Below are 18,275 nucleotides of genomic sequence, written 5' to 3' on the forward strand. Positions count from 1 at the left end.
GGGCGGCCCGGCGGAATGCGCCGATCCCCTCGCCCTCGGTCGAGCCGGGGGCGATCTGGGGGCGATCGCCATCCGGACTTGCACAATCCTCCCGATCGGACGATTTTCTGCCACCGCGGGCGGCAGCATAGTGCCGGCGTTCCGCGTTTCCGCAGCGCGAACCCGGCCTCCCGATGCTCATTCTGCTCTCGATCTGCCTCCTGTCGCAGCCCTCGCAGTGCCGCGAGGACAAGATCGACCTGTCGTTCGAAGCGCGCAGCCCGAACATCTGCCTGCGCAACTCCCAGAGCGCCATCGCCAAGTGGCAGGCGGACCATCCCGAATGGCAGGTGACCAAGTGGCGCTGTGCCGTCCGGGGCAGCCAGCCGCGCGATCTCTGACCGGGACGCCCGCGCTTCCCGCATCTCCTGTCCGCGCCGGGACGCTTTCACTGGATGACGCTCCCACACGGTAGCGCTTGCAACGGAGCCGACCCTGAGCCTACAGAGCCTGCATCCGCGATGTTGTTCGCAAGATCGCCGGAGCAGACGGGATGATCAGGCACGCACGGATGGCAGTGCAGTCCTGGTGAGGCCCTGGGAAACATCTCGGGACGATTTGGCAAAGCGGTTCGGTAAGACGATCGGGTAGGACGATGTCGGCACCACCATGCGCTCGCTGAAGGTCCGGTTCGCCATGCTGCTCGGGGGCACCGCGCTCCTCGTCGTCCTGGCGGCCATCGGCGTCCTCGCCTCGATCAGCGCCGCCGAGCGCACCATCGACCGGACGCTGGCGGCGCAGGGGCGCCTGGAACTCCTGGTCGAACTCTCCGGCCGCATGACCCAGTACGGGCTCGCCGCCCTGGAGGCGGTGAGCAACCCGGACGCGCAGCCGGAGGGACTCGCGGTGGCGCGCGCCAATGTGGACCGCGCCCTGGTGGCGGTCGACGAAGCCCTGGGGCGCAGCATCGCGGCGAGCGACGATCCCCTCGACCGGACCCAGTATGCCGCCCGCACCCGGCCCCTGGCCCAGCTGCGCGCGGCGCGCGCCGTGCTCGACCGGCAGGTGACGCAGGTGCTGCGCCAGTCCGAGGATGAATCCCGCCGGGCGGCGATCCGGGGTGCCCTCAACGGCTTCGGGGCCATGACGGGCCAGCCCCTCTCTTTCCTGATCGAGGTCGAGCGCCGCTCGATGATCGCCGGCTCCGACGCGGCGCGCGCCCTGTCCGGTACCCTGCGGATCGCCTCCCTCGCCGCCGTGGCGGGGGCCCTCGCCCTCGTGCTGCTGCTCTACCGGGCGGTGACCCGGCCGGTGCTGGCCCGGATCGAGGCGGTGCGCCGCGCCGCCAGCGCGGTCGGGCGCGGCGAACTCGACACCCGCCTGTCGGTGGCGACCCGGGACGAGCTCGGCCTGCTGGTGGCGAACTTCAACCGCATGGCCGCCCGTCTGGCCCGGCGCGAGGGCCGGCTCGCGGCGGACCGGGCCTCGCTCGAGGACACCGTTGCGGCCCGTACGCTCGACCTGCGCGCGGCCAATGCCCGCCTGGAGGCGGTGGACCGTTCGCGCCGGCGCTTCTTCGCCGATGTCAGCCATGAGCTGCGCACGCCCCTCACGGTGATCCTGGGCGAGTGCGACATCGCCGCCCGCTCGGCCGGGCGTCAGGTCGATTTCGGTCCGGTCTTCGCCACCATCCGCAAGCGGGCCCTGCGTCTGCAGCGCCGCGTCGAGGATCTGCTGCGGGTCGCCCGCTCGGAATCCGGCCAGATCGAACTGGACCGGCGCCCGGTCGCCGTCGCGGCGATCCTGTCCGACGCCGTCGACGGCATGGCGTCGGAGGCCGCGCGCCGGCGCGTGGCGCTGAGCCTGGCCCCCTCCGGCCACGACCCCAGGCTGCTCGCCGACCGGGAGTGGCTGCGCCAGGTGATCGAGAGCCTGATCGACAACGCCCTGCGCCACGCCACCGGGCTCACCCGGGTGACCGTGGCGTTGGCGGCGGTGGAGGGATTGCGCGGCGTGGTGACGATCACGGATGACGGGCCGGGCTTCCCCGATCTCGGCGATGGGCTGTTCGAGCGCTTCCGCCGCGAGAGCCCGTCGGGCGAAACGGGGTTCGGCATCGGTCTGGCCCTGGCGCGCTGGGTGGTGGAGCGCCATGATGGGTCGATCCACCTGCGCAGCGGACCCGACGGCCGGGGCGCCCAGGTCGCCCTCGAATTGCCGGTCGTGGACTCCGCCGTGACCGAATCCGATCCCGGGACGCAGCATCAGGACGGCCCGGATCGGGTCGGAAAGGAGACCGCGGCATGACGCGCGTATTGATCGTGGAGGATGACAGCGACATCCGCGCCATGCTGGCCCGGGGACTCGAGGCCGAGGGCTTCTCGGTCGGCGTCGCCGGCTGCGTCGACGACGCCCTGGCGGCGGCTCGGGCCGATTCACCCGAAGCCGTGGTGCTCGACATCACCTTGCCGGACGGGTCGGGCCACGATGTCTGCCGCTCGCTGCGCGAAGGCGGCTATCCGGGACCGATTCTCTTCCTCTCGGCGCGCGACGAGGTCCGCGACCGGGCCGAGGGGCTGGCGCTCGGCGCCGACGACTACATCGTGAAGCCCTTCGTCTTCGACGAATTGCTGGCCCGGCTCCAGACCCATCTCCTGCGCCGCAAGGCGTCGGAGGAGCCGCGCACCATCGTGACGGCCGGGAAGCTCGTCCTCGATCTCAACATCCGGCAGGTCGGATTCCTGGATGCGACGGCGCGCCTCACCCCCCGCGAGGCGGAACTGCTCGCCCTGCTCATGGACAACGCCAACCATCCGGTGACGCGGGGCGACATCTTCGACAAGCTCTGGGCCGGCCAGGGCGGCCTGTCGCTGAATGTCGTCGATGTCTACGTGGGTTACCTGCGCACGAAGCTCTCCGACTTCGTCCGCCTCGGCGGTCCGGTCATCGTCACCGTCCGGGGACGGGGCTTCATGCTGGACCTGAAAGGTCAGGATTTCCGGCACTGAGCCCGGATTTCCGGCACCGAGGCGGCACCCCGCGTTAACGCCGGCCGCGGATTCGCAGGGGTCGATGGGAGAAACCGGCAATTTAGCGCTTGAACTGCCGAGCCAAATTGTCGATATCACTCCGGCGACAGAAACCACTGCGCCGTCAGTGTCTTACGATCTTCTTATGGGATCGGGATGCTGCTGACGTTCAGAAGAAACCTTCAGGAGAAACACCATGACCTGGGCTGCCCCCATCGTTTCCGAGATCTGCGTCGGCATGGAAGTCACCAGCTACGAGTCCGCCGAGATCGACACCTTCAACTGATCTCTCGCAACTGAGATTCGTTGAACCCGAGGGTTCTTGAGGCAGCGTCGGTTTCCCCATGCATGTCCTGATCCTCGGTTCGGCCGCGGGCGGCGGCCTTCCCCAGTGGAATTGCCGCTGCCCGATCTGCGCCCTCGCCCGTGAGGACGCCACCCGCGTCAGGCCGCGGACCCAGTCGAGCATCGCCGTCTCCCCCGATGGGGAACGCTGGCTCCTGGTGAACGCCTCCCCGGATATCCGCCAGCAATTGTTCGACAATCCCGCGATGCATCCGCGCGAAGGCCTGCGCCATTCGCCGATCCACGCGGTTCTGCTGACCAACGGCGACGTCGACCACGTCGCCGGGCTGCTGACGCTGCGCGAGGGGCAGCCCTTCACGCTCTACGGCACCGCCGGCATCCTCGACTCGGTCAAGGCCAACCGGGTCTTCGACGTGATGGCCTCGGGCGTGGTCGCACGCGAACCGATCGCCCTCGACCGCAGTTTCGAGCCGGTGCCCGGCCTGACGGTGACGCTGTTCGCCGTGCCCGGCAAGGTGCCGCTCTGGCTCGAGGACGAAACCCTGGAACTCGGCGCCGAGACCGAGACCACCGTGGGGGCGATGATCGAATCGAACGGGCGCCGTCTCGCCTACATCCCCGGCTGTGCCCGCGTCACCGAGGGGCTGAAGGCCCGGATCGGCGGTGTCGAGGCCCTGCTGTTCGATGGAACCGTCCTCCTCGACGACGACATGATCCGGGCCGGTGTCGGCACCAAGACCGGGTGGCGCATGGGGCACGTGCCCATGACCGGCGAGGGCGGTTCCATCGCGGCGCTCGCTGACGTGGCCATCGGGCACCGGGTCTTCGTTCACATCAACAACACCAACCCGGTGCTGGTGGAAGGCTCGGACGAGCGCCGCCGGGTCGAGTCCGAGGGCTGGACCGTGGCCCATGACGGTTTGACGCTCGACCTTTCGTGACGCGTCCGGCTGGCAATTTAGTGCCGGCACCATACATTGTGTCCGATTGAATTGCGTGATCTGAGCCGATCCCTTCACGGCTTGGTCCGCAAAGGATAAGAAAAGTTCCTAAAACCGACCCCGCAGATCCGCGAGCCACGCCATGACCGCGCCCTTTCCGACCCCGAAGACCGACGAGGCGCAGCGCCTGCTCTCGCCTGAGGAATTGGAGGCGGCGCTTCGCGACATCGGCGCGCGCCGCTACCATAACCTGCACCCGTTTCATCGCCTGCTGCACGACGGCAAGCTGAACAAGGATCAGGTCCGGGCCTGGGCGCTCAACCGCTACTATTACCAGGCGATGATCCCGGTGAAGGACGCCGCCGTGCTGGCTCGCATGACCGACGCGTCCCTGCGCCGGGTCTGGCGCCAGCGCATCGTCGATCATGACGGCGATGCGCCCGGCGATGGCGGCATCGAACGTTGGCTGAAGCTCGCCGAGGGCGTCGGCTTCGCACGCGACTACGTGGAATCCACGCAAGGGATCCTGTCGGCGACCCGCTTCTCGGTCGACGCCTACGTGCATTTCGTGAAGGAGCGTTCGCTGCTGGAGGCCATCGCCTCGTCGCTAACCGAGATGTTCTCGCCGACCATCATCTCCGAGCGCGTCGCCGGGATGCTGAAGAACTACGATTTCATCACCAAGGACACGCTGGCTTATTTCGACAAGCGTCTGACCCAGGCGCCGCGGGATGCCGACTTTGCCATCGCGTATGTCAAGGAGCACGCCACCACGCCGGCGTTGCAGCGTCAGGCGATGGACGCCCTGACCTTCAAGTGCAACGTGCTGTGGACTCAGCTCGACGCCCTGTACTTCGCCTACGTCGCCCCCGGCATGATTCCGCCGGATGCCTGGACGCCGGGCGCCGGCCTGGTGCCGGAGCAGGCGATCTCTCAGGCGGCCGGCACCGGCACGATCACGGCCCACGACGTGCCGCGCCTGCCGCGCGGCGTGCGCCTGCGCCATGACGCCGTGCGCGATCAGTACGTCCTGCTGGCGCCCGAGCGAACCTTCGACCTCGACGCCAACGCGGTGGCGGTTCTCGAACTGGTCGACGGCCAGCGCAGCGTGCGCGACATCGCCACCCTGCTCGGCGAGAAGTTCACGGCGGACCCCGCCGTGATCGAGGCCGACATCCTCGTGATGCTGAACGATCTGGCCACGAAACGGGTTCTGGAGCGATGAACGCGATCACGCCGAACGTCCCCACTCTGCCCGCACCGGTCGGGCTCCTGGCGGAGCTCACCCATCGCTGCCCCCTGCGCTGTCCCTATTGCTCGAATCCGCTCGAACTCGATCGGCGCTCGGGCGAACTCGACACCGCCACGTGGCAGCGGGTGCTGACGGAAGCGGCGGCCCTCGGCGTGCTCCATGTCCATCTCTCCGGCGGCGAGCCGACGGCCCGCAACGACATCGTCGAGATCACCCAGACCTGCGCCAAGCTCGGGCTCTACTCCAACCTCATCACCTCCGGCGTCGGCGGCGCGCTCGCCAAGCTCGACGCCTTGTATGACGTAGGTCTGGACCACGTGCAGCTTTCGGTTCAGGGCGTCGATGCCGCCAACGCCGAGAAGATCGGCGGCCTCAAGAATGCCCAGCCGCAGAAATTCGCCTTCGCCGAGCGGGTGACTCACCTCGGCCTGCCGCTGACGCTGAATTCGGTGATCCACCGGGGCAACATTCATGAGGTCGAGGGCTTCATCGACCTCGCGGTCAAGCTCGGGGCCAAGCGCCTGGAGGTCGCCCACACCCAGTATTACGGCTGGGCCTACGTGAACCGCGCCGCCCTGATGCCGAACAAGGCCGAGGTCGATCGCTCGATCCGGATCGTCGAGGCCGCTCGCGAGCGCCTCAAGGGGCAGCTCGTCATCGATCTGGTGGTGCCGGACTACTACGCGAAATACCCCAAGGCCTGCGCCGGCGGCTGGGGCCGCAAGCTCATGAACGTGACGCCGCAGGGTAAGGTGCTGCCGTGCCACGCGGCCGAGACGATCCCGAACCTCGAATTCTGGTACGTGTCCGATCATTCGCTCGGGGATATCTGGGCGCATTCGCCGGCTTTCACGGCCTATCGGGGTACGGACTGGATGCAGGAGCCCTGCCGCTCCTGCGACCGGCGGGAGAAGGATTGGGGCGGCTGCCGCTGCCAGGCCCTGGCACTCGCCGGGGATGCGGCGGCGACCGACCCGGCCTGCTCGCTCTCGCCTCTCCACGCCAAGGTGCGGGACCTCGCCGTCGAAGAGGCGGCCGAGACCCCGCCCGATTACATCTACCGGACCATCGGCAGTAACGTGCAGCCCAATGTGCGTACGCCGCTGAATGAGGAAGCGCCGCTTTGAAGCCCGTCACACTTGCCGCGTTGCTGATGCTCGCAGGCGCACCCGCCCTCGCCCAGACCGCGCCGGCCACGCCCGCGGCTCCCGAGGTGCCTGCCGTCACCAAGACCAACACCACGACGGCGCCCAATGCCTCGGACCTGCTCTTCGAGCAGCCGCAGATGAAGAATGTCCCGCCCGGAACGAGCCTGACCTACACCTACCTGCGCCGCAGCGGCATTTCGAAGGGGCCGTTCGGACCGCCCCTCGACGATACCATCAAGCTCGGCATCGAGCCGGGCAACGCCGCCGAGAACCGCAACATCCGGGTGCAGATGTTCTCCGGGGCCAACCGTTTCCCGGCCGGTCCGTTCGAGGACATGCCGGGCAACCCGGTGATGACGCTCTTCCTCGAGCATCACCTGATGGATCTCGCCCGCGTGCTGATGGCCAACCCGCGCTACATCAAGAACGCGATCCGCAAGGGCCTGCGCGACAACGCCACCGTGACGCCGACGCAGGTCGACTATAAAGGCCGGAAGGTGGACGCTTGGCGCATCACGACCCAGCCCTTCGTCGGCGACAAGATGAAGGAGCGTATGCGTGGCTTCGAGAACCTGACCTATACCTTCGTCACGTCCGACGCGGTCCCGGGCGAGTTGGTCTCGATCGAAGCCTCGTCCAAGAACGCCGAAGGCGGCGAACTCCTGCAAGAGAACCTGACCTATGATCAGAACGCTGGTTAAGCTCTCCCGCGGCGTGGCCGCCGGGGCCTGCGCCGTCGCGTTCCTGGCCGGACCTTTGGCCGCCGCCGAGCTCGAGAACGACTATCCCACCGAGGCGCGCGCCGATTACATCTTCGGTTGCATGGCCGCCAACGGGCAGTCCCGCGAATCCCTGTCGCGCTGCTCCTGCTCCCTCGATGCCCTCGCGTCGCTGCTGTCCTACGACAAGTACGTCCAGGCCAGCACGGTGCTGTCGCTGCGCCAGGGCATCGGCCAGCGCACCACCCAGTTCAAATCGACGAAGGTGTTCGACGACCAGGTCGCCGACCTGCGCCGTGCCCAGGCCGAGGCCGAGATCCGCTGTTATCGCGGCGGGACCTGACGGGCGCACGGTGCCGCCCGCACGGGCTGGAATTTCGGCCCATGCGGGTCGGCGCGTCGAGAGAAACCGGGATGGTGCCCCAGCGTCTCGGGGTGCCGCCCGTGGTTGCCGACAATGAAGGATCGTCCCGAGAGGCGTATGCTCCAGTAACGGTCGGCGTAACCCGATGTTGGCCCCACGTATGCGCCGCAACGCCCTCAGACGTCCGGGGTCGCGGCAAGAGCCGAAGACCGGAGTGACGGAGCGCCGTGGTCCGCGATCGACTGCCTCCGGCGTTGCTCCGGCCTCGCATTGCGTTCAAAGACAGCGGCATCCCGGTCGATCGTGCGGCGTGCCCGCCCCGGCCGCTCCGACCGTGAGAGTCCCGTGCCCCCAGATCTGCCGGCTTCGCTGACGACGCTCCTGCCCGATCTCGGGCGGCGGGTGCTCGTGATGGGCATCCTCAACGTCACACCCGATTCGTTTTCCGATGGCGGTCGGTTCGCGGACCTCGATCCCGCGCGCGCTCAAGCCGAGGCACTTGTGGCGGAGGGAGCGGCCCTGGTCGATATCGGCGGAGAATCCACCCGCCCCGGCCACGTGCCGGTCTCGGCCGAGGAGGAGCAGGCCCGCATCCTCCCGGTGATCCGCGATCTCGCCCCGCGCCTGCCGGTGCCGATTTCCGTCGATACCTACAAGGCCTCGACGGCGCGCGTGGCGCTGGAGGCCGGCGCCCGCATCGTCAACGACGTCTGGGGCCTGCAACGGGAGCCCGACATCGCCCGAGTCGCGGCCGATCACGGCGCGCCCGTGATGGTGATGCACAACCGCGAGAGCATCGACGCGTCGATCGACATCGTGGCCGACATGCTGCGGTTTTTCGAACGCTCGCTGACGATCGCCCGGGCGGCCGGCATTCCGGACCGCGACATCGTGCTCGATCCCGGCATCGGATTCGGCAAGAGCTGGGAGCAGCATCTCGAAGCCCTTCGGCGCCTGCCCGAGATCGTTGCCCTGGGCTACCCGGTCCTCGTCGGGGTCTCGCGCAAGTCGCTGCTCGGGCGCCTGCACGATGCCGAGACCCGCCCGGTGGACCGGCTGTTCGGCTCCATCGGCAGCCACGTCCTGGCGGCGACGCTCGGGGCACAGATCGTGCGCGTCCACGATGTGCGACCCCATGTCGATGCCCTTCGGGTGGTCGATGCCGTGCTTCGGAGGCCCGCATGAGCGACCGCATCCTCGTCACCCGCATCGCGGTCTTCGCCTATCATGGTCTCCTGGCCGAGGAGGCACGCCTTGGTCAGCGCTTCTACATCTCCCTTGATTGCCGGCTCGATCTCTCTCCCGCCGGCCGGTCCGACGACGTCGCCCGGACCGTGAGCTATGCCGATCTCACCGAGATCGTCACCCGCATCGCCACCGAGCGGCGCTTCGCCCTGATCGAGGCGCTGGCCGAGGCGATTGCCGAAGACATCCTGGGCCAGCACCCGGCCATCACCGAAGTTCGGGTGCGGGTGGACAAGCCGAGCGCTCCCGTGCCGGCGGTGATCGAGGGTGTCGCCATCGAGATCGTCCGAACGCGGGCGGGCGGCCGATGACGGCCGCGGACACGTTGGCGCACGCGGCTTATCTCGGCCTCGGCAGCAATCTTGGCGACAAGGCCGCGACCCTGGCCGACGCGGTGGCGCGACTCGCCGCGACGCCGGGTATCCGCGTGGTCGCGCGCTCCTCGAATTACCGCACGCCGCCCTGGGGCGACACCGATCAGGACTGGTTCCTGAACGCGGCCATCGGCGTCGTGACCACCCTGACGCCCCATGCGCTGCTGGAGGCGGGCTTGGCCATCGAGACGGCCATGGGGCGGGTCCGCGAGCGCCGCTGGGGGCCACGGGTGATCGATATCGACGTCCTGTCCTATGCGGGGGCCGCGATCTCCGACGAGCGCCTGGTGCTGCCGCACCGCTTCGTGCGCGAGCGCGCCTTCGTGCTGGTGCCGCTCGCCGAGATCGCACCCGACCTGCGCATCGGCCCCGAGACCGTGACGGAGGCCCTGGCGAAGCTCGACCCCACCGGAATCGAACGCGTCTAACCTGCGAGACGCCGGGACAGTCCGGAAACCACACGGGCGGCGGATTCTCTCCGCCGCCCGTGTGGTTCGTCAGGTCCGAGGGAGCCGCTTCAGGGCGCCGGGTTCTCGAGGAGCTTGTTGCCCTCTTCCTCCAGCAGCGGCACGTCGTAATCCCGCAGGACCCGCTCGATATCGGTCCGACGCTTGCGCAGGATGGTGTTCAGTGTCCGCTTCCAGTCGTTCTCCTCCAGCCGCACGCCGAGTGCGATGCGGAAGGTGAGCGGCGGGCGGTCGGGTTCCTGCAACAGGGGCACGACGCTCATCGGCACGCCGCTCTGCTTGGCGAGCCAGCCGGCGGCGGGTCCCCACAGGATCGCGGCGTCGATGCGCTTCTCGGCGAGATCGGCGATGACCTCGGCCGAGACCGTCTGGTGCTTGCGCGACGGGTCGAGCTGGTAAGGTGCGTAGGCCTTCATCGCAGTGATCAGGCCGACTTCGCCCATCCGGTTGACCGGCGGCGTACCGCCGATGACGCCGATCGATTTGCCCTTGAGCTTTGGATCGTCGAGACGCGTCACGTCGTCGAACTCACCCTTGCGGGTGACCAGGGTGTAGGCGGAGCGATAATAGGGATTGGAGTGCTGGACGAGTTCACCGCCGGCGGCCGAGCCGATGATGAGGTCGCACAGGCCGGTGCCGAGGGTGTTGCGGACGAAGCCCGGTCCCTGCGTCAGCCAATAGTAGCGGATCTTGACCTTGAGTTCGTCGGCGATGATCGCCGCGATCTTGTTCTCGAAGCCGTCTTCCTTACGCTGCGAAAACGGCATGTTGCCTGGATCGCCACAGACCCGCAGCGTATCCGTCGTCACCAGATCCGGCAGCGATTGCGCCAAGGCGGGTCGCGCTCCTGCCGAGAGCAGCAGGAGCGCGAGCGCGACATGTGTTCGGGTGCGTGAGCGGGTCATTAGCCGCCCAGGCACTCCTTCTCGGCCGCCTTGGCGGCATCGGGCTTGTCTTCCTTGTCGGTCGGGCGCACGCGCGGCATGGCGCCGGAGGCACGGGCCTTGAGGTAGACGTAGAGATCGTCGGCGTAGCACATGACGTTCTTGTTATCGCCGAAGGCCGGCATCACGCGCTCCTGGCCAGCCTGCGAGTCACGCTTGCCACCCGCGAGGATGCCGATGAACTCCTCGTAGTTGATCGTCTTCAGCGAGTCCTTCAGGGCCGGCGCATAGGTCGAACCCATGGCGTCGGGGCCGTGGCAGACGTGGCACTCGGCATGATAGCGGCGGTAGCCCGAGTAGGCGTACCAGTCGAACTTCTTGCCGTCATTGGTGATGTGATAGGTCGGGTGACCCTCGGCGTCCTGATACTTTCCGTCCTCGACCTTCACGGCCGCGAACTTGTCGATCAGCTTCGAGTCCTTCTCGGACGCGTTGGGATCGAGCTGATTGGCGAGGGCCGGATCAGCCTTCTTCGCATCCTGGGCCTGCACGGCGAGCGTCGAGACCGACGCAAGGGCAATCGCTGCCGCGAGAGGACGGATGACGGCTTTGCTAATGGTGTACAACGACGTTTCTCCCAGGAACACCACGTCGGCTCACGAGCCGCGTGTTTCGCGTGTTGTTCTTCCAATTCTAATCATAAAGGTGCCGGCGCGGAAACCCGCGCCGGCACCCTTTGATCTACCGCTACGTGCGACCGATTAGTTCGGCAGCGAGAAGACGGTCAGCTGACCACCGAGGTTGGTGTAGTTCGAGAGGGCAGCGTAGCCACCCACCGCGCCGAGACCGGCGTTCGGGTCGGTCAGGCCGGCCGCGAGGCCGATGCCAGCCCAGCCACCGACACCCGACAGGATGCCGACGAACTGCTTGCCCTTGTGCTGGTAGGTCATCACGTTGCCGATGATGCCCGACGGGGTCTTGAACTTGTACAGTTCCTTACCGGTCTTGGAGTCGACAGCCTTCAGGTAGCCCTCGAGGGTACCGTAGAACACCACGTCACCGGCGGTGGCGAGAGCGCCCGACCACACCGAGAACTGCTCCTGGTTCGACCACTTGATCTTACCAGCGACGCCGTCCCAGGCGATGAAGTTACCCATGCCGCCGTGGCTGTTGGGAGCCGGGTACATGGCCAGCGTCGCGCCGACATAGGGCTGACCCGGGGTGTAGCTCACCCGGAACGGCTCGTAGTCCATGCAGACGTGGTTGGTGGGCACGTAGAACAGGTTGGTCTTGGGCGAGAACGCAGCAGGCTGCTGGTCCTTGGTCCCGAGAGCCGCGGGGCAGATACCCTTGGAGTTGGTATCTTCGCCGTTCTGCTCGGTGGAGTACTTGGCCTGGACGAGCGGACGACCGTAGGTCTTCGAGCCCTTGTCCATGTCGACCTTGGAGGCCCAGTTCACCACCGGATCGAACTTCTCGGCGACCAGGAGCTCGCCGGTGGCGCGATCGAGGGTGTAGCCGAAGCCGTTACGATCGAAGTGCGTCAGGAGCGGGCGCTCCTTGCCGTCAACCTTCTGATCCGTGAGGATCATCTCGTTGATGCCGTCATAGTCCCACTCGTCGTGCGGGGTCATCTGGTAGACCCACTTGGCGGCGCCCGTGTCGGGGTTACGCGCCCAGATGGTCATGGACCACTTGTTGTCGCCCGGACGCTGCTTGGGGTTCCAGGTCGAGGGGTTGCCCGAACCGTAGTACATCAGGTCGAGCTTGGGATCGTAGGAGAACCAGCCCCAGGTGCAACCGCCGCCGGTCTTCCACTGATCGCCTTCCCAGGTCTTCAGCGAGGAATCCTTGCCGACCGGCTTGCCGAGCGACGTGGTCTTCTCGGGGTCCATGATCATGTCGGCATCGGGGCCCTGGGAGTGGCCGCGCCACACCTTCTTGCCCGTCTTGGAATCGTAGGCCGTGACGTGGCAGTTCACGCCGAACTCGCCGCCGGAGATGCCGACGATGATCTTGTCCTTCACCGGGAGAACGGTGGCGGTGTTGGTCTCACCCTTCTTGGGGTCGCCGTTGACGACGGACCAGTTCACCTTGCCGGACTTGGCGTCGAGCGAGACGACGGTGGTGTCGGCCTGGTGCAGAATGATGGCGCCATCGGCATAGGCGAGGCCACGGTTGACCGTGTCACAGCACATCACCGGGATCACCGACGGGTCCTGCTTCGGCTCGTACTTCCAGACGATCACGCCGTCCTTGTCGAGGTCGAGAGCGTAGACGATGTTCGGGAAGGGGGTGTGAACGTACATCATGTTGCCGACGACGAGCGGGGAGCCCTCGTGGCCGCGCAGCACGCCGGTGGAGAAGGTCCAGGCGACCTGGAGCTGCTTCACGTTGCTGGCGTTGATCTGGTCGAGCTTCGAATAGCGCGTGTTGGCGTAATCGACGGTCTGAAGGACCTGCTCGGCCGGGTTGGCCGTGCGCTTCAGGACGTCTTCGTTGGCGAACGCCGTGGTCGAAGCGACCATGCCGGCGCCGAGTGCGAGAAGATGTACCGCTCTCATGGATTCCTCCGACAGATCTTACAGCTGCGATCCTACGGAAAATCCGCATGATCACGCTGTGATCTGACTGTTTGCGACAGGGATAGGTTCGCTCCGGTAGCGGACGCCAAGTCCTTCGCTTCCCATCCTTGAGAGGATGGTTGCAAGAACCTTACGGTCAGGGGCCGCTATCCCTTTGCGGCGCCCCTCGAAACCGAAGCTTGAATGAACTCTAAGAAAAATTCCGCCGGCGTCAACTCGCTTGCGCGCCCTCTACCTGCGACGCGCACAAGTCCTCGTGAATGATTCCAAGGGAACGACATGGCACAGACCGCGCAACATCATATGGTGCAGTGCAATACAAGCTGGCGCTAAGACAAAGAGTTTTTATCACCTTCCGACATTCTTCATGCGAGGGGTGCATGGGGCTGTCGCGAAAGCTTCTCTGGCATGCTTCCGGCACGCTGACCTTGGCGACGGTACGGTGGCATACCAAGCGTCTGCCAAGATCGGCGAGAGAAGTAGAACAATAATTCAGAAGGCGTGGCCGGTGCGCCGGCCATCCGAGGAACTGAGCCGTTGCCGAATCTGCCCGAGTCGAGAGGTTTCGATGCGCGGTCTCGCCGCATCCGGTCGAGGAGTTCCGCCGGAGGCTTCGCGTCACGGGCGGGCCTTCGTGGGTCCGCCCTGAGAATCAGCCGGCGATGACGGTGGGGAATCGCTTCGCGAGATCCGTTCGGCGGGCCTCGATCCAAGACCGCTCGCGGCTGCCCCGGGCGGTTTCGAGGGGGATGCTGCCCAGCAGCGTCGCGGGCCGGCCGGACACCAGCAGCAGCCGGTCGGCGATCTCGATAGCCTCCGCGACGTTGTGGGTGACCATCAGGACGCCCATCCGCGTGCGATCGACGGCCTCCACCACGAGGGCGCGCAGCGCCGCCGCGGACGTATCGTCGAGGGAGACGAAGGGTTCGTCCAGGATTAGGATGCCGGGCTTCTGCGCCAGCGCCCGCGCCAGAGAGACCCGCCGCGCCATTCCGAGCGACAACGCACCGGGATAGCGACTCCGCCACGGCGTAAGCCCGAGTGAGGCGAACAGCGCGTCGAGATCCTGCCGGCGCGCGGCGCGCGGCAGGGCGAGGCGGACATTCTGTTCCACCGTGCGCCAGGGCAGCAGGCGCGGCTCCTGGAACGCCATGGCGATGCCGGCCTCGTCCGGGTGCGGCGTGACGCTGCCCTCGTAATTGGGGTCGAGGCCGAGGAGGATGCGCAGGGTCGTGGTCTTTCCGGCGCCCGACGGGCCGATCAGGCAGGTGATCTGGCCGGCGGCGACGGAGAAAGCGAGATCGCGCACCGCCTCCACCGGTTCCGGACCGCCGGCACCGTAGACCTTGCGGGCGATGACGACGCGCAGAGCCGCATCGCCGCGATCAGCCGAACCGCTCCCCTCAGCGCCAGCGTCGGACATAGGCTTCCAGTCGCTGCAGGATGAGGATGTCGATGGCGATCATCACGCTCATGAAGACGAGGCTGTAGCCGAGGATGGCCGCCACGTTCAGGCTCTGGACGAAGTAGTAGTTGATCGCGAAGCCGACCCCGTTCGGGCGCCCCAGAAGTTCGATCACCAGCACGATCTTCCAGGCGAGGGACAGGCCGGAGCGCGCCGCCGCCACCACGAAGGGCTGGAGCTGCGGCACCAGCACGTGGGCGATCCAGGTCCGCCGGTCGAAGCGGTAGGTCCGGGCCATCTCCTCCAATTGCGGATCGAGGCCGCGGGCGCCCTCGCGCAGGATCACGGCGACGTTCGGCAGCTTGTTGAGCACCACCGCGACGATCGCGGCCGCCTCGTTGAGGCCGACCCAGATGTAGGCCAGCACCGTGATCACCAGGGCCGGTGTGTTCAGGAGGATGAGAAGCGGCGTGTCGAGGACGAGGTTGAGGCGGCGGGAGCGGCCGAGCGCGATGCCCAGCAGCACGCCCAGCGTCATCGCCAGGAAGAAGGAGATGCCCACCCGCGAGAGGGTGATGCCGACATTCCACCAGAGGTCGCCGCGCGCCGATTCCCGCGCGATGAAGTCCAGGATCGCGAGGGGGGGCGGCAGCAGCCGCGAGCCGGCAGCGGAGGCCGCGACCTGCCACCCGGCAAGGAGGATCAGCACGGAAACGAGGCGGGTGGCAAAGCCCATGGGTCAGGGCGTCATGGCGTCATGGCCTCGGAGGGCGCGCGCCGCGCCCAGCGCCTCAGCCATTCCCGCCGCCATCGAAATAGAGGCCCGGCGGAAGGGTCGCGCCCGGCCCGACCAGGCGTTCGCCGCCCAGGCGCGCCATCACGCCGAACAGCTTCTCGCCGTCAGACCGCTCGGTCGCCAGCGGCCGGCGCGGGATGCCGGCGAGGAAGTCGCGCTTCAGGGCCTGGAAGGTGGCCTCGTCGTCCGCCGCCATCAGGGGGCGCACCACGTCCCATGCCTTCGGATCGTTGGCGAGCGCCTCCTTGGCGGCCTTGGAGGCACGGGCGAAGCCCTCGACGGTTTCCGACTTCTCCTTCACAGTCTCGCCGTCGAGGAGGTAGCCGATCAGCGCCATCGAGCCGGTGGCGCCAAAGGCCCGCATGATGTCGTCCGAGCCGATCAGGCGGCGGAAGCCCTTGGGCTCGAGGCGGGCGCAGTAGGTCCAGTACAGCAGCCCGGCATCGAGCTCGCCCTGCTCGAGCTTCAGCGCCAGCAGCGGCGGAGCGCCGAAGGCGAGATCGGCCTGGGTCTCAAGGTCGATCCCGGCGGTGTCCCGGACCTGCGCCTTCAGCAGCAGCCAGTTCTTGTCGAGGGGGCCGCCGGCGACTCCGAGGCGCTTGCCCTTGAGGTCGGCGAGCGTCCGGATCGGGCTGTCGCCCGGAACCATCAGGGAGCCCTCGGTGGTCGAGTAGGGAAAGAAGCGGATCGACCGGCCTTCGTTGCCGAGGCGCGCCGCCCAGAGCAGGTCGCCCACGATGGTGTCGACCTGACCGCCCAGGAAAGCGATCCGCGCGGCGTCGTTGCCGGCGAGCTTGACCACGTCGAGGGTGAAGCCATTGGCGCTGTCGAGACCGCGGGCCTTGATCACCGCGGCTTCCCAGGACACCGTCCCGAACGGCAGGCTCCCGACCCGGAACGTCGACGCGGCTGCGCGGGCCGGCCTGGCGAGGCCGAAAGGCAGGGGCCAGAGAGCCGCCGTCGCGAGCAGTGCGCGCCGTGACAGCATGGGGGACTCTCCCTGAATTCTCGGTCGAACGTCCGGTCTGTCCCGAGAGGGCCGGCGCTGGTTGGCGCTCTTCATAGGAGTTCGGGTGGAGAGCGTCCACTGGCCGATCGGGCGGGTGCCGGAGGCCGATGGTCGCCCCCGGGGGCTTTCGGTCGACGCCTCGGACCGAATTCAGTGGGTCCGGACCACCTTGCATGCTTCAGGAGCGCGGCGCAGGCTGCCCCGAAATCTTGCTGGGAGGAACGGAATCATGGCCGGAACACGGGACGACGTCATCGACGACGCAACGATCACGGCGCGGCTCGCCAAGGAATTGCCGGCCTGGCGCCTCGAGGAGGGCTGGATCAAGCGGACCTACAAGACCGCGGGCTGGAAGAGCACGCTGATGGTGATCAACACGGTGGGGCACCTCGCCGAGGCCGCCTGGCATCACCCGGACATCACCGCCTCCTATGCGTGGGTCGAGGTGCGGCTGACCAACCACGCCGCCAAGGGCGTCACCGAGAAGGATTTCGCCCTCGCAGCCAAGATCGAGGAGGTCGTGGGGTGGCAGCCCGGAACCGAGGGCGGAGCCCTGGAGGGCACCCCGACCGACCCGCGCTTCGCCTACATCAAGCACGACCGGTAGCCGGACCGCGCAGCGGGCGGTTCAGTCCGCCTGCTTCACCCGGCGGCATTCGGTCTTGAGGTAGCTGGTCTTGCCCACCTCGTCCCGCAGGTCGGTGCGGGCGATGATCTCCTGCCAGCCGTTGGTGCAGCCGAGCTCGTTGGAGACGCGGACCTTGCGGACTTCGCTCGCCCGGTCGTCGGTGCAGCCCTCGATCGGGATGCCATTGGCGCAGACGAGGACCACGGCGATGAAGGCGTTCATGGGGGGCTTTCCTGAGGGGGCTCCGACACGGCTCGGATACGGTACGCCCGTGCCAGGCCTCGGGTCTCACCCGATCGTGAGAATGTGATCGGCCGAGAAATCCCGGCCTTCGACCGGGTTGGCGACCCAACGGGTGCGGCCGACCCACAGGTCGTGCCCGGCATGGAAATGCCCCGAGACCCATAGGTCGGGCCGCGCGGCTTCGGGGAGGTCTTCCAGCACGGTGGTGGCGTAGAAGGCCGGAACCCACCACGGGACGCCGGGCACGTGGCGGAACGCATCCGCTGCCCGCGGACTCGCCGGATGGTGCGTGATGCAGACCGTCGGGCCGTCATGGGGCTGCGACAGGGCGGCGATCAGCAGGGCGCGCTCCTCCGCATGGGCCGCCATCGCGTCGGCCGGCGACCAGACCGAGCCGTCGCCGTTGCGGATCGAACCCCGGAACTCGCGTGAGCCGGTCACCGGGTCGGTCATGCGCGCGGCTGCGAACGCGACCGGGTCCGGGGGATGGTCCGGCACCGTCTCGTCGAGCCAGCGACCGGCCAGCGACCAGTCGCTCCACAGGGTGGTTCCGACGAAGCGGACGCCGTCGAGGAGGATGGACGAAGCCCGCTGGAGCAGGTGGATCGCCGCGCCCGCCCGGTTCAGCCGCGCCACCTCGGCCTCCAGGGCCTTGAGGAGGTCCGGCGCGGTGCGCCCGTCCCCGGTCGGCGCATAATGCTCGTGGTTGCCCGGGACCAGGACGATCGGACGGCCCTGCGCCAGGGCCAGCAGCGCCGCGAGCCCCGATTCGGGCCGTCCCTCGTGCAGGTCGCCGGGGCAGACCAGGACGTCGAAGGGCGCACCCGGGCGCGGGATGACCTCGAGGCGACGGCGTTCCAGGTGCAGGTCGGAGATCGGGAACAGGCGCATGACGGCGCGG

Annotated in this window: 21 protein-coding genes; 13 read left to right on the forward strand and 8 right to left on the reverse strand. The window is 67.7% G+C overall.

Annotation, left to right across the window (positions count from 1 at the left end):
• Positions 1–173 precede the first annotated feature (173 nt).
• The 12 genes from ASF60_RS09480 to folK all read left to right on the forward strand — a co-directional run bounded on the left by ASF60_RS09480 (position 174) and on the right by folK (position 9,785).
• Positions 174–380: a hypothetical protein gene (locus ASF60_RS09480; protein ID WP_056183757.1), complete on the forward strand. Its 207-nt coding sequence runs from the start codon at positions 174–176 to the stop codon at positions 378–380.
• Positions 381–648: 268 nt separating this feature from the next.
• Complete coding sequence (locus ASF60_RS09485; protein ID WP_056183759.1) at positions 649–2,286, forward strand: sensor histidine kinase; 1,638 nt, start codon at positions 649–651, stop codon at positions 2,284–2,286.
• On the forward strand, positions 2,283–2,987 hold the full coding sequence (locus tag ASF60_RS09490; protein WP_056183761.1) for a response regulator transcription factor: 705 nt from the start codon (positions 2,283–2,285) through the stop codon (positions 2,985–2,987). Before ASF60_RS09485 ends, ASF60_RS09490 begins: the two co-directional genes overlap by 4 nt.
• Positions 2,988–3,204: 217 nt before the next feature.
• On the forward strand, positions 3,205–3,294 hold the full coding sequence (gene pqqA / locus ASF60_RS09495) for a pyrroloquinoline quinone precursor peptide PqqA (protein WP_055889187.1): 90 nt from the start codon (positions 3,205–3,207) through the stop codon (positions 3,292–3,294).
• Between the two features lie 58 nt (positions 3,295–3,352).
• The gene (pqqB, locus tag ASF60_RS09500; RefSeq protein ID WP_056183763.1) at positions 3,353–4,255 is read left to right on the forward strand and encodes a pyrroloquinoline quinone biosynthesis protein PqqB; all 903 of its coding nucleotides are present in this window, start codon (positions 3,353–3,355) and stop codon (positions 4,253–4,255) included.
• A 142-nt stretch (positions 4,256–4,397) separates the two neighbouring features.
• Positions 4,398–5,480, forward strand: a complete 1,083-nt coding sequence (gene pqqC / locus ASF60_RS09505) for a pyrroloquinoline-quinone synthase PqqC (protein WP_056183765.1) — start codon at positions 4,398–4,400, stop codon at positions 5,478–5,480.
• Positions 5,477–6,634, forward strand: coding sequence for a pyrroloquinoline quinone biosynthesis protein PqqE (gene pqqE, locus ASF60_RS09510; RefSeq protein ID WP_056183766.1), 1,158 nt, complete (start codon positions 5,477–5,479; stop codon positions 6,632–6,634). Before pqqC ends, pqqE begins: the two co-directional genes overlap by 4 nt.
• Positions 6,631–7,356, forward strand: a complete 726-nt coding sequence (locus ASF60_RS09515; RefSeq protein WP_056183769.1) for a hypothetical protein — start codon at positions 6,631–6,633, stop codon at positions 7,354–7,356. Before pqqE ends, ASF60_RS09515 begins: the two co-directional genes overlap by 4 nt.
• A complete protein-coding gene (locus tag ASF60_RS09520) occupies positions 7,337–7,717 on the forward strand; it encodes a hypothetical protein (protein WP_056183771.1) in 381 nt (126 codons plus the stop codon). Before ASF60_RS09515 ends, ASF60_RS09520 begins: the two co-directional genes overlap by 20 nt.
• A gap of 432 nt (positions 7,718–8,149) precedes the next feature.
• Positions 8,150–8,923 carry a dihydropteroate synthase gene (folP, locus tag ASF60_RS09525; protein WP_156634000.1) on the forward strand — a complete coding sequence of 258 codons (774 nt, stop codon included), beginning with the start codon at positions 8,150–8,152 and terminating at the stop codon, positions 8,921–8,923.
• Positions 8,920–9,294: a dihydroneopterin aldolase gene (folB, locus tag ASF60_RS09530; protein WP_056183776.1), complete on the forward strand. Its 375-nt coding sequence runs from the start codon at positions 8,920–8,922 to the stop codon at positions 9,292–9,294. The genes folP and folB overlap by 4 nt, the downstream gene beginning before the upstream one ends.
• On the forward strand, positions 9,291–9,785 hold the full coding sequence (gene folK / locus ASF60_RS09535; protein ID WP_056183778.1) for a 2-amino-4-hydroxy-6-hydroxymethyldihydropteridine diphosphokinase: 495 nt from the start codon (positions 9,291–9,293) through the stop codon (positions 9,783–9,785). Before folB ends, folK begins: the two co-directional genes overlap by 4 nt.
• An 89-nt stretch (positions 9,786–9,874) precedes the next feature.
• Here folK and xoxJ read toward each other — a convergent pair whose 3' ends face one another.
• The 6 genes from xoxJ to ASF60_RS09565 form a co-directional block, all read right to left on the reverse strand.
• Positions 9,875–10,729, reverse strand: a complete 855-nt coding sequence (gene xoxJ, locus ASF60_RS09540) for a rare earth element methanol dehydrogenase accessory protein XoxJ (protein ID WP_056183780.1) — start codon at positions 10,727–10,729, stop codon at positions 9,875–9,877.
• Positions 10,729–11,334, reverse strand: coding sequence for a c-type cytochrome, methanol metabolism-related (locus ASF60_RS09545; RefSeq protein WP_082503815.1), 606 nt, complete (start codon positions 11,332–11,334; stop codon positions 10,729–10,731). The genes xoxJ and ASF60_RS09545 overlap by 1 nt, the downstream gene beginning before the upstream one ends.
• Positions 11,335–11,469: 135 nt before the next feature.
• Positions 11,470–13,272, reverse strand: coding sequence for a lanthanide-dependent methanol dehydrogenase XoxF1 (xoxF1, locus tag ASF60_RS09550; RefSeq protein ID WP_056183782.1), 1,803 nt, complete (start codon positions 13,270–13,272; stop codon positions 11,470–11,472).
• Positions 13,273–13,945: 673 nt separating this feature from the next.
• Positions 13,946–14,716 (reverse strand): ABC transporter ATP-binding protein, encoded by a 771-nt coding sequence (locus tag ASF60_RS09555; RefSeq protein ID WP_056183784.1) that lies wholly within the window; start codon positions 14,714–14,716, stop codon positions 13,946–13,948.
• Positions 14,697–15,434: an ABC transporter permease gene (locus tag ASF60_RS09560; RefSeq protein ID WP_056183787.1), complete on the reverse strand. Its 738-nt coding sequence runs from the start codon at positions 15,432–15,434 to the stop codon at positions 14,697–14,699. Before ASF60_RS09560 ends, ASF60_RS09555 begins: the two co-directional genes overlap by 20 nt.
• A gap of 55 nt (positions 15,435–15,489) precedes the next feature.
• Positions 15,490–16,482, reverse strand: a complete 993-nt coding sequence (locus tag ASF60_RS09565; protein ID WP_056183788.1) for an ABC transporter substrate-binding protein — start codon at positions 16,480–16,482, stop codon at positions 15,490–15,492.
• Positions 16,483–16,732: 250 nt separating this feature from the next.
• Between ASF60_RS09565 and ASF60_RS09570 the strand changes: the two genes are divergently transcribed.
• Positions 16,733–17,110, forward strand: a complete 378-nt coding sequence (locus ASF60_RS09570) for a 4a-hydroxytetrahydrobiopterin dehydratase (protein ID WP_056183790.1) — start codon at positions 16,733–16,735, stop codon at positions 17,108–17,110.
• 21 nt (positions 17,111–17,131) lie between these two features.
• Here ASF60_RS09570 and ASF60_RS09575 read toward each other — a convergent pair whose 3' ends face one another.
• Together ASF60_RS09575 and ASF60_RS09580 are read right to left on the reverse strand one after the other, a co-directional pair.
• Positions 17,132–17,353 (reverse strand): hypothetical protein, encoded by a 222-nt coding sequence (locus ASF60_RS09575; protein ID WP_056183792.1) that lies wholly within the window; start codon positions 17,351–17,353, stop codon positions 17,132–17,134.
• A gap of 66 nt (positions 17,354–17,419) precedes the next feature.
• Positions 17,420–18,265 (reverse strand): metallophosphoesterase, encoded by an 846-nt coding sequence (locus ASF60_RS09580; RefSeq protein ID WP_056183795.1) that lies wholly within the window; start codon positions 18,263–18,265, stop codon positions 17,420–17,422.
• Positions 18,266–18,275: the final 10 nt, after the last annotated feature.

Source organism: Methylobacterium sp. Leaf113 (assembly GCF_001423325.1).
Taxonomy (GTDB): Bacteria; Pseudomonadota; Alphaproteobacteria; order Rhizobiales; family Beijerinckiaceae; genus Methylobacterium.

Excerpts from the sequence above, each read along its gene's own strand:
- ASF60_RS09480 (WP_056183757.1), top strand. The coding sequence starts at position 174 with ATGCTCATTCTGCTCTCGATCTGCCTCCTGTCGCAGCCCTCGCAGTGC.
- ASF60_RS09485 (WP_056183759.1), top strand. The coding sequence starts at position 649 with ATGCGCTCGCTGAAGGTCCGGTTCGCCATGCTGCTCGGGGGCACCGCG.
- ASF60_RS09490 (WP_056183761.1), top strand. The coding sequence starts at position 2,283 with ATGACGCGCGTATTGATCGTGGAGGATGACAGCGACATCCGCGCCATG.
- pqqA (WP_055889187.1), top strand. The coding sequence starts at position 3,205 with ATGACCTGGGCTGCCCCCATCGTTTCCGAGATCTGCGTCGGCATGGAA.
- pqqB (WP_056183763.1), top strand. The coding sequence starts at position 3,353 with ATGCATGTCCTGATCCTCGGTTCGGCCGCGGGCGGCGGCCTTCCCCAG.
- pqqC (WP_056183765.1), top strand. The coding sequence starts at position 4,398 with ATGACCGCGCCCTTTCCGACCCCGAAGACCGACGAGGCGCAGCGCCTG.
- pqqE (WP_056183766.1), top strand. The coding sequence starts at position 5,477 with ATGAACGCGATCACGCCGAACGTCCCCACTCTGCCCGCACCGGTCGGG.
- ASF60_RS09520 (WP_056183771.1), top strand. The coding sequence starts at position 7,337 with ATGATCAGAACGCTGGTTAAGCTCTCCCGCGGCGTGGCCGCCGGGGCC.
- folP (WP_156634000.1), top strand. The coding sequence starts at position 8,150 with ATGGGCATCCTCAACGTCACACCCGATTCGTTTTCCGATGGCGGTCGG.
- folB (WP_056183776.1), top strand. The coding sequence starts at position 8,920 with ATGAGCGACCGCATCCTCGTCACCCGCATCGCGGTCTTCGCCTATCAT.
- folK (WP_056183778.1), top strand. The coding sequence starts at position 9,291 with ATGACGGCCGCGGACACGTTGGCGCACGCGGCTTATCTCGGCCTCGGC.
- xoxJ (WP_056183780.1), bottom strand. The coding sequence starts at position 10,729 with ATGACCCGCTCACGCACCCGAACACATGTCGCGCTCGCGCTCCTGCTG.
- xoxF1 (WP_056183782.1), bottom strand. The coding sequence starts at position 13,272 with ATGAGAGCGGTACATCTTCTCGCACTCGGCGCCGGCATGGTCGCTTCG.
- ASF60_RS09555 (WP_056183784.1), bottom strand. The coding sequence starts at position 14,716 with ATGTCCGACGCTGGCGCTGAGGGGAGCGGTTCGGCTGATCGCGGCGAT.
- ASF60_RS09560 (WP_056183787.1), bottom strand. The coding sequence starts at position 15,434 with ATGGGCTTTGCCACCCGCCTCGTTTCCGTGCTGATCCTCCTTGCCGGG.
- ASF60_RS09565 (WP_056183788.1), bottom strand. The coding sequence starts at position 16,482 with ATGCTGTCACGGCGCGCACTGCTCGCGACGGCGGCTCTCTGGCCCCTG.
- ASF60_RS09570 (WP_056183790.1), top strand. The coding sequence starts at position 16,733 with ATGGCCGGAACACGGGACGACGTCATCGACGACGCAACGATCACGGCG.
- ASF60_RS09575 (WP_056183792.1), bottom strand. The coding sequence starts at position 17,353 with ATGAACGCCTTCATCGCCGTGGTCCTCGTCTGCGCCAATGGCATCCCG.
- ASF60_RS09580 (WP_056183795.1), bottom strand. The coding sequence starts at position 18,265 with ATGCGCCTGTTCCCGATCTCCGACCTGCACCTGGAACGCCGTCGCCTC.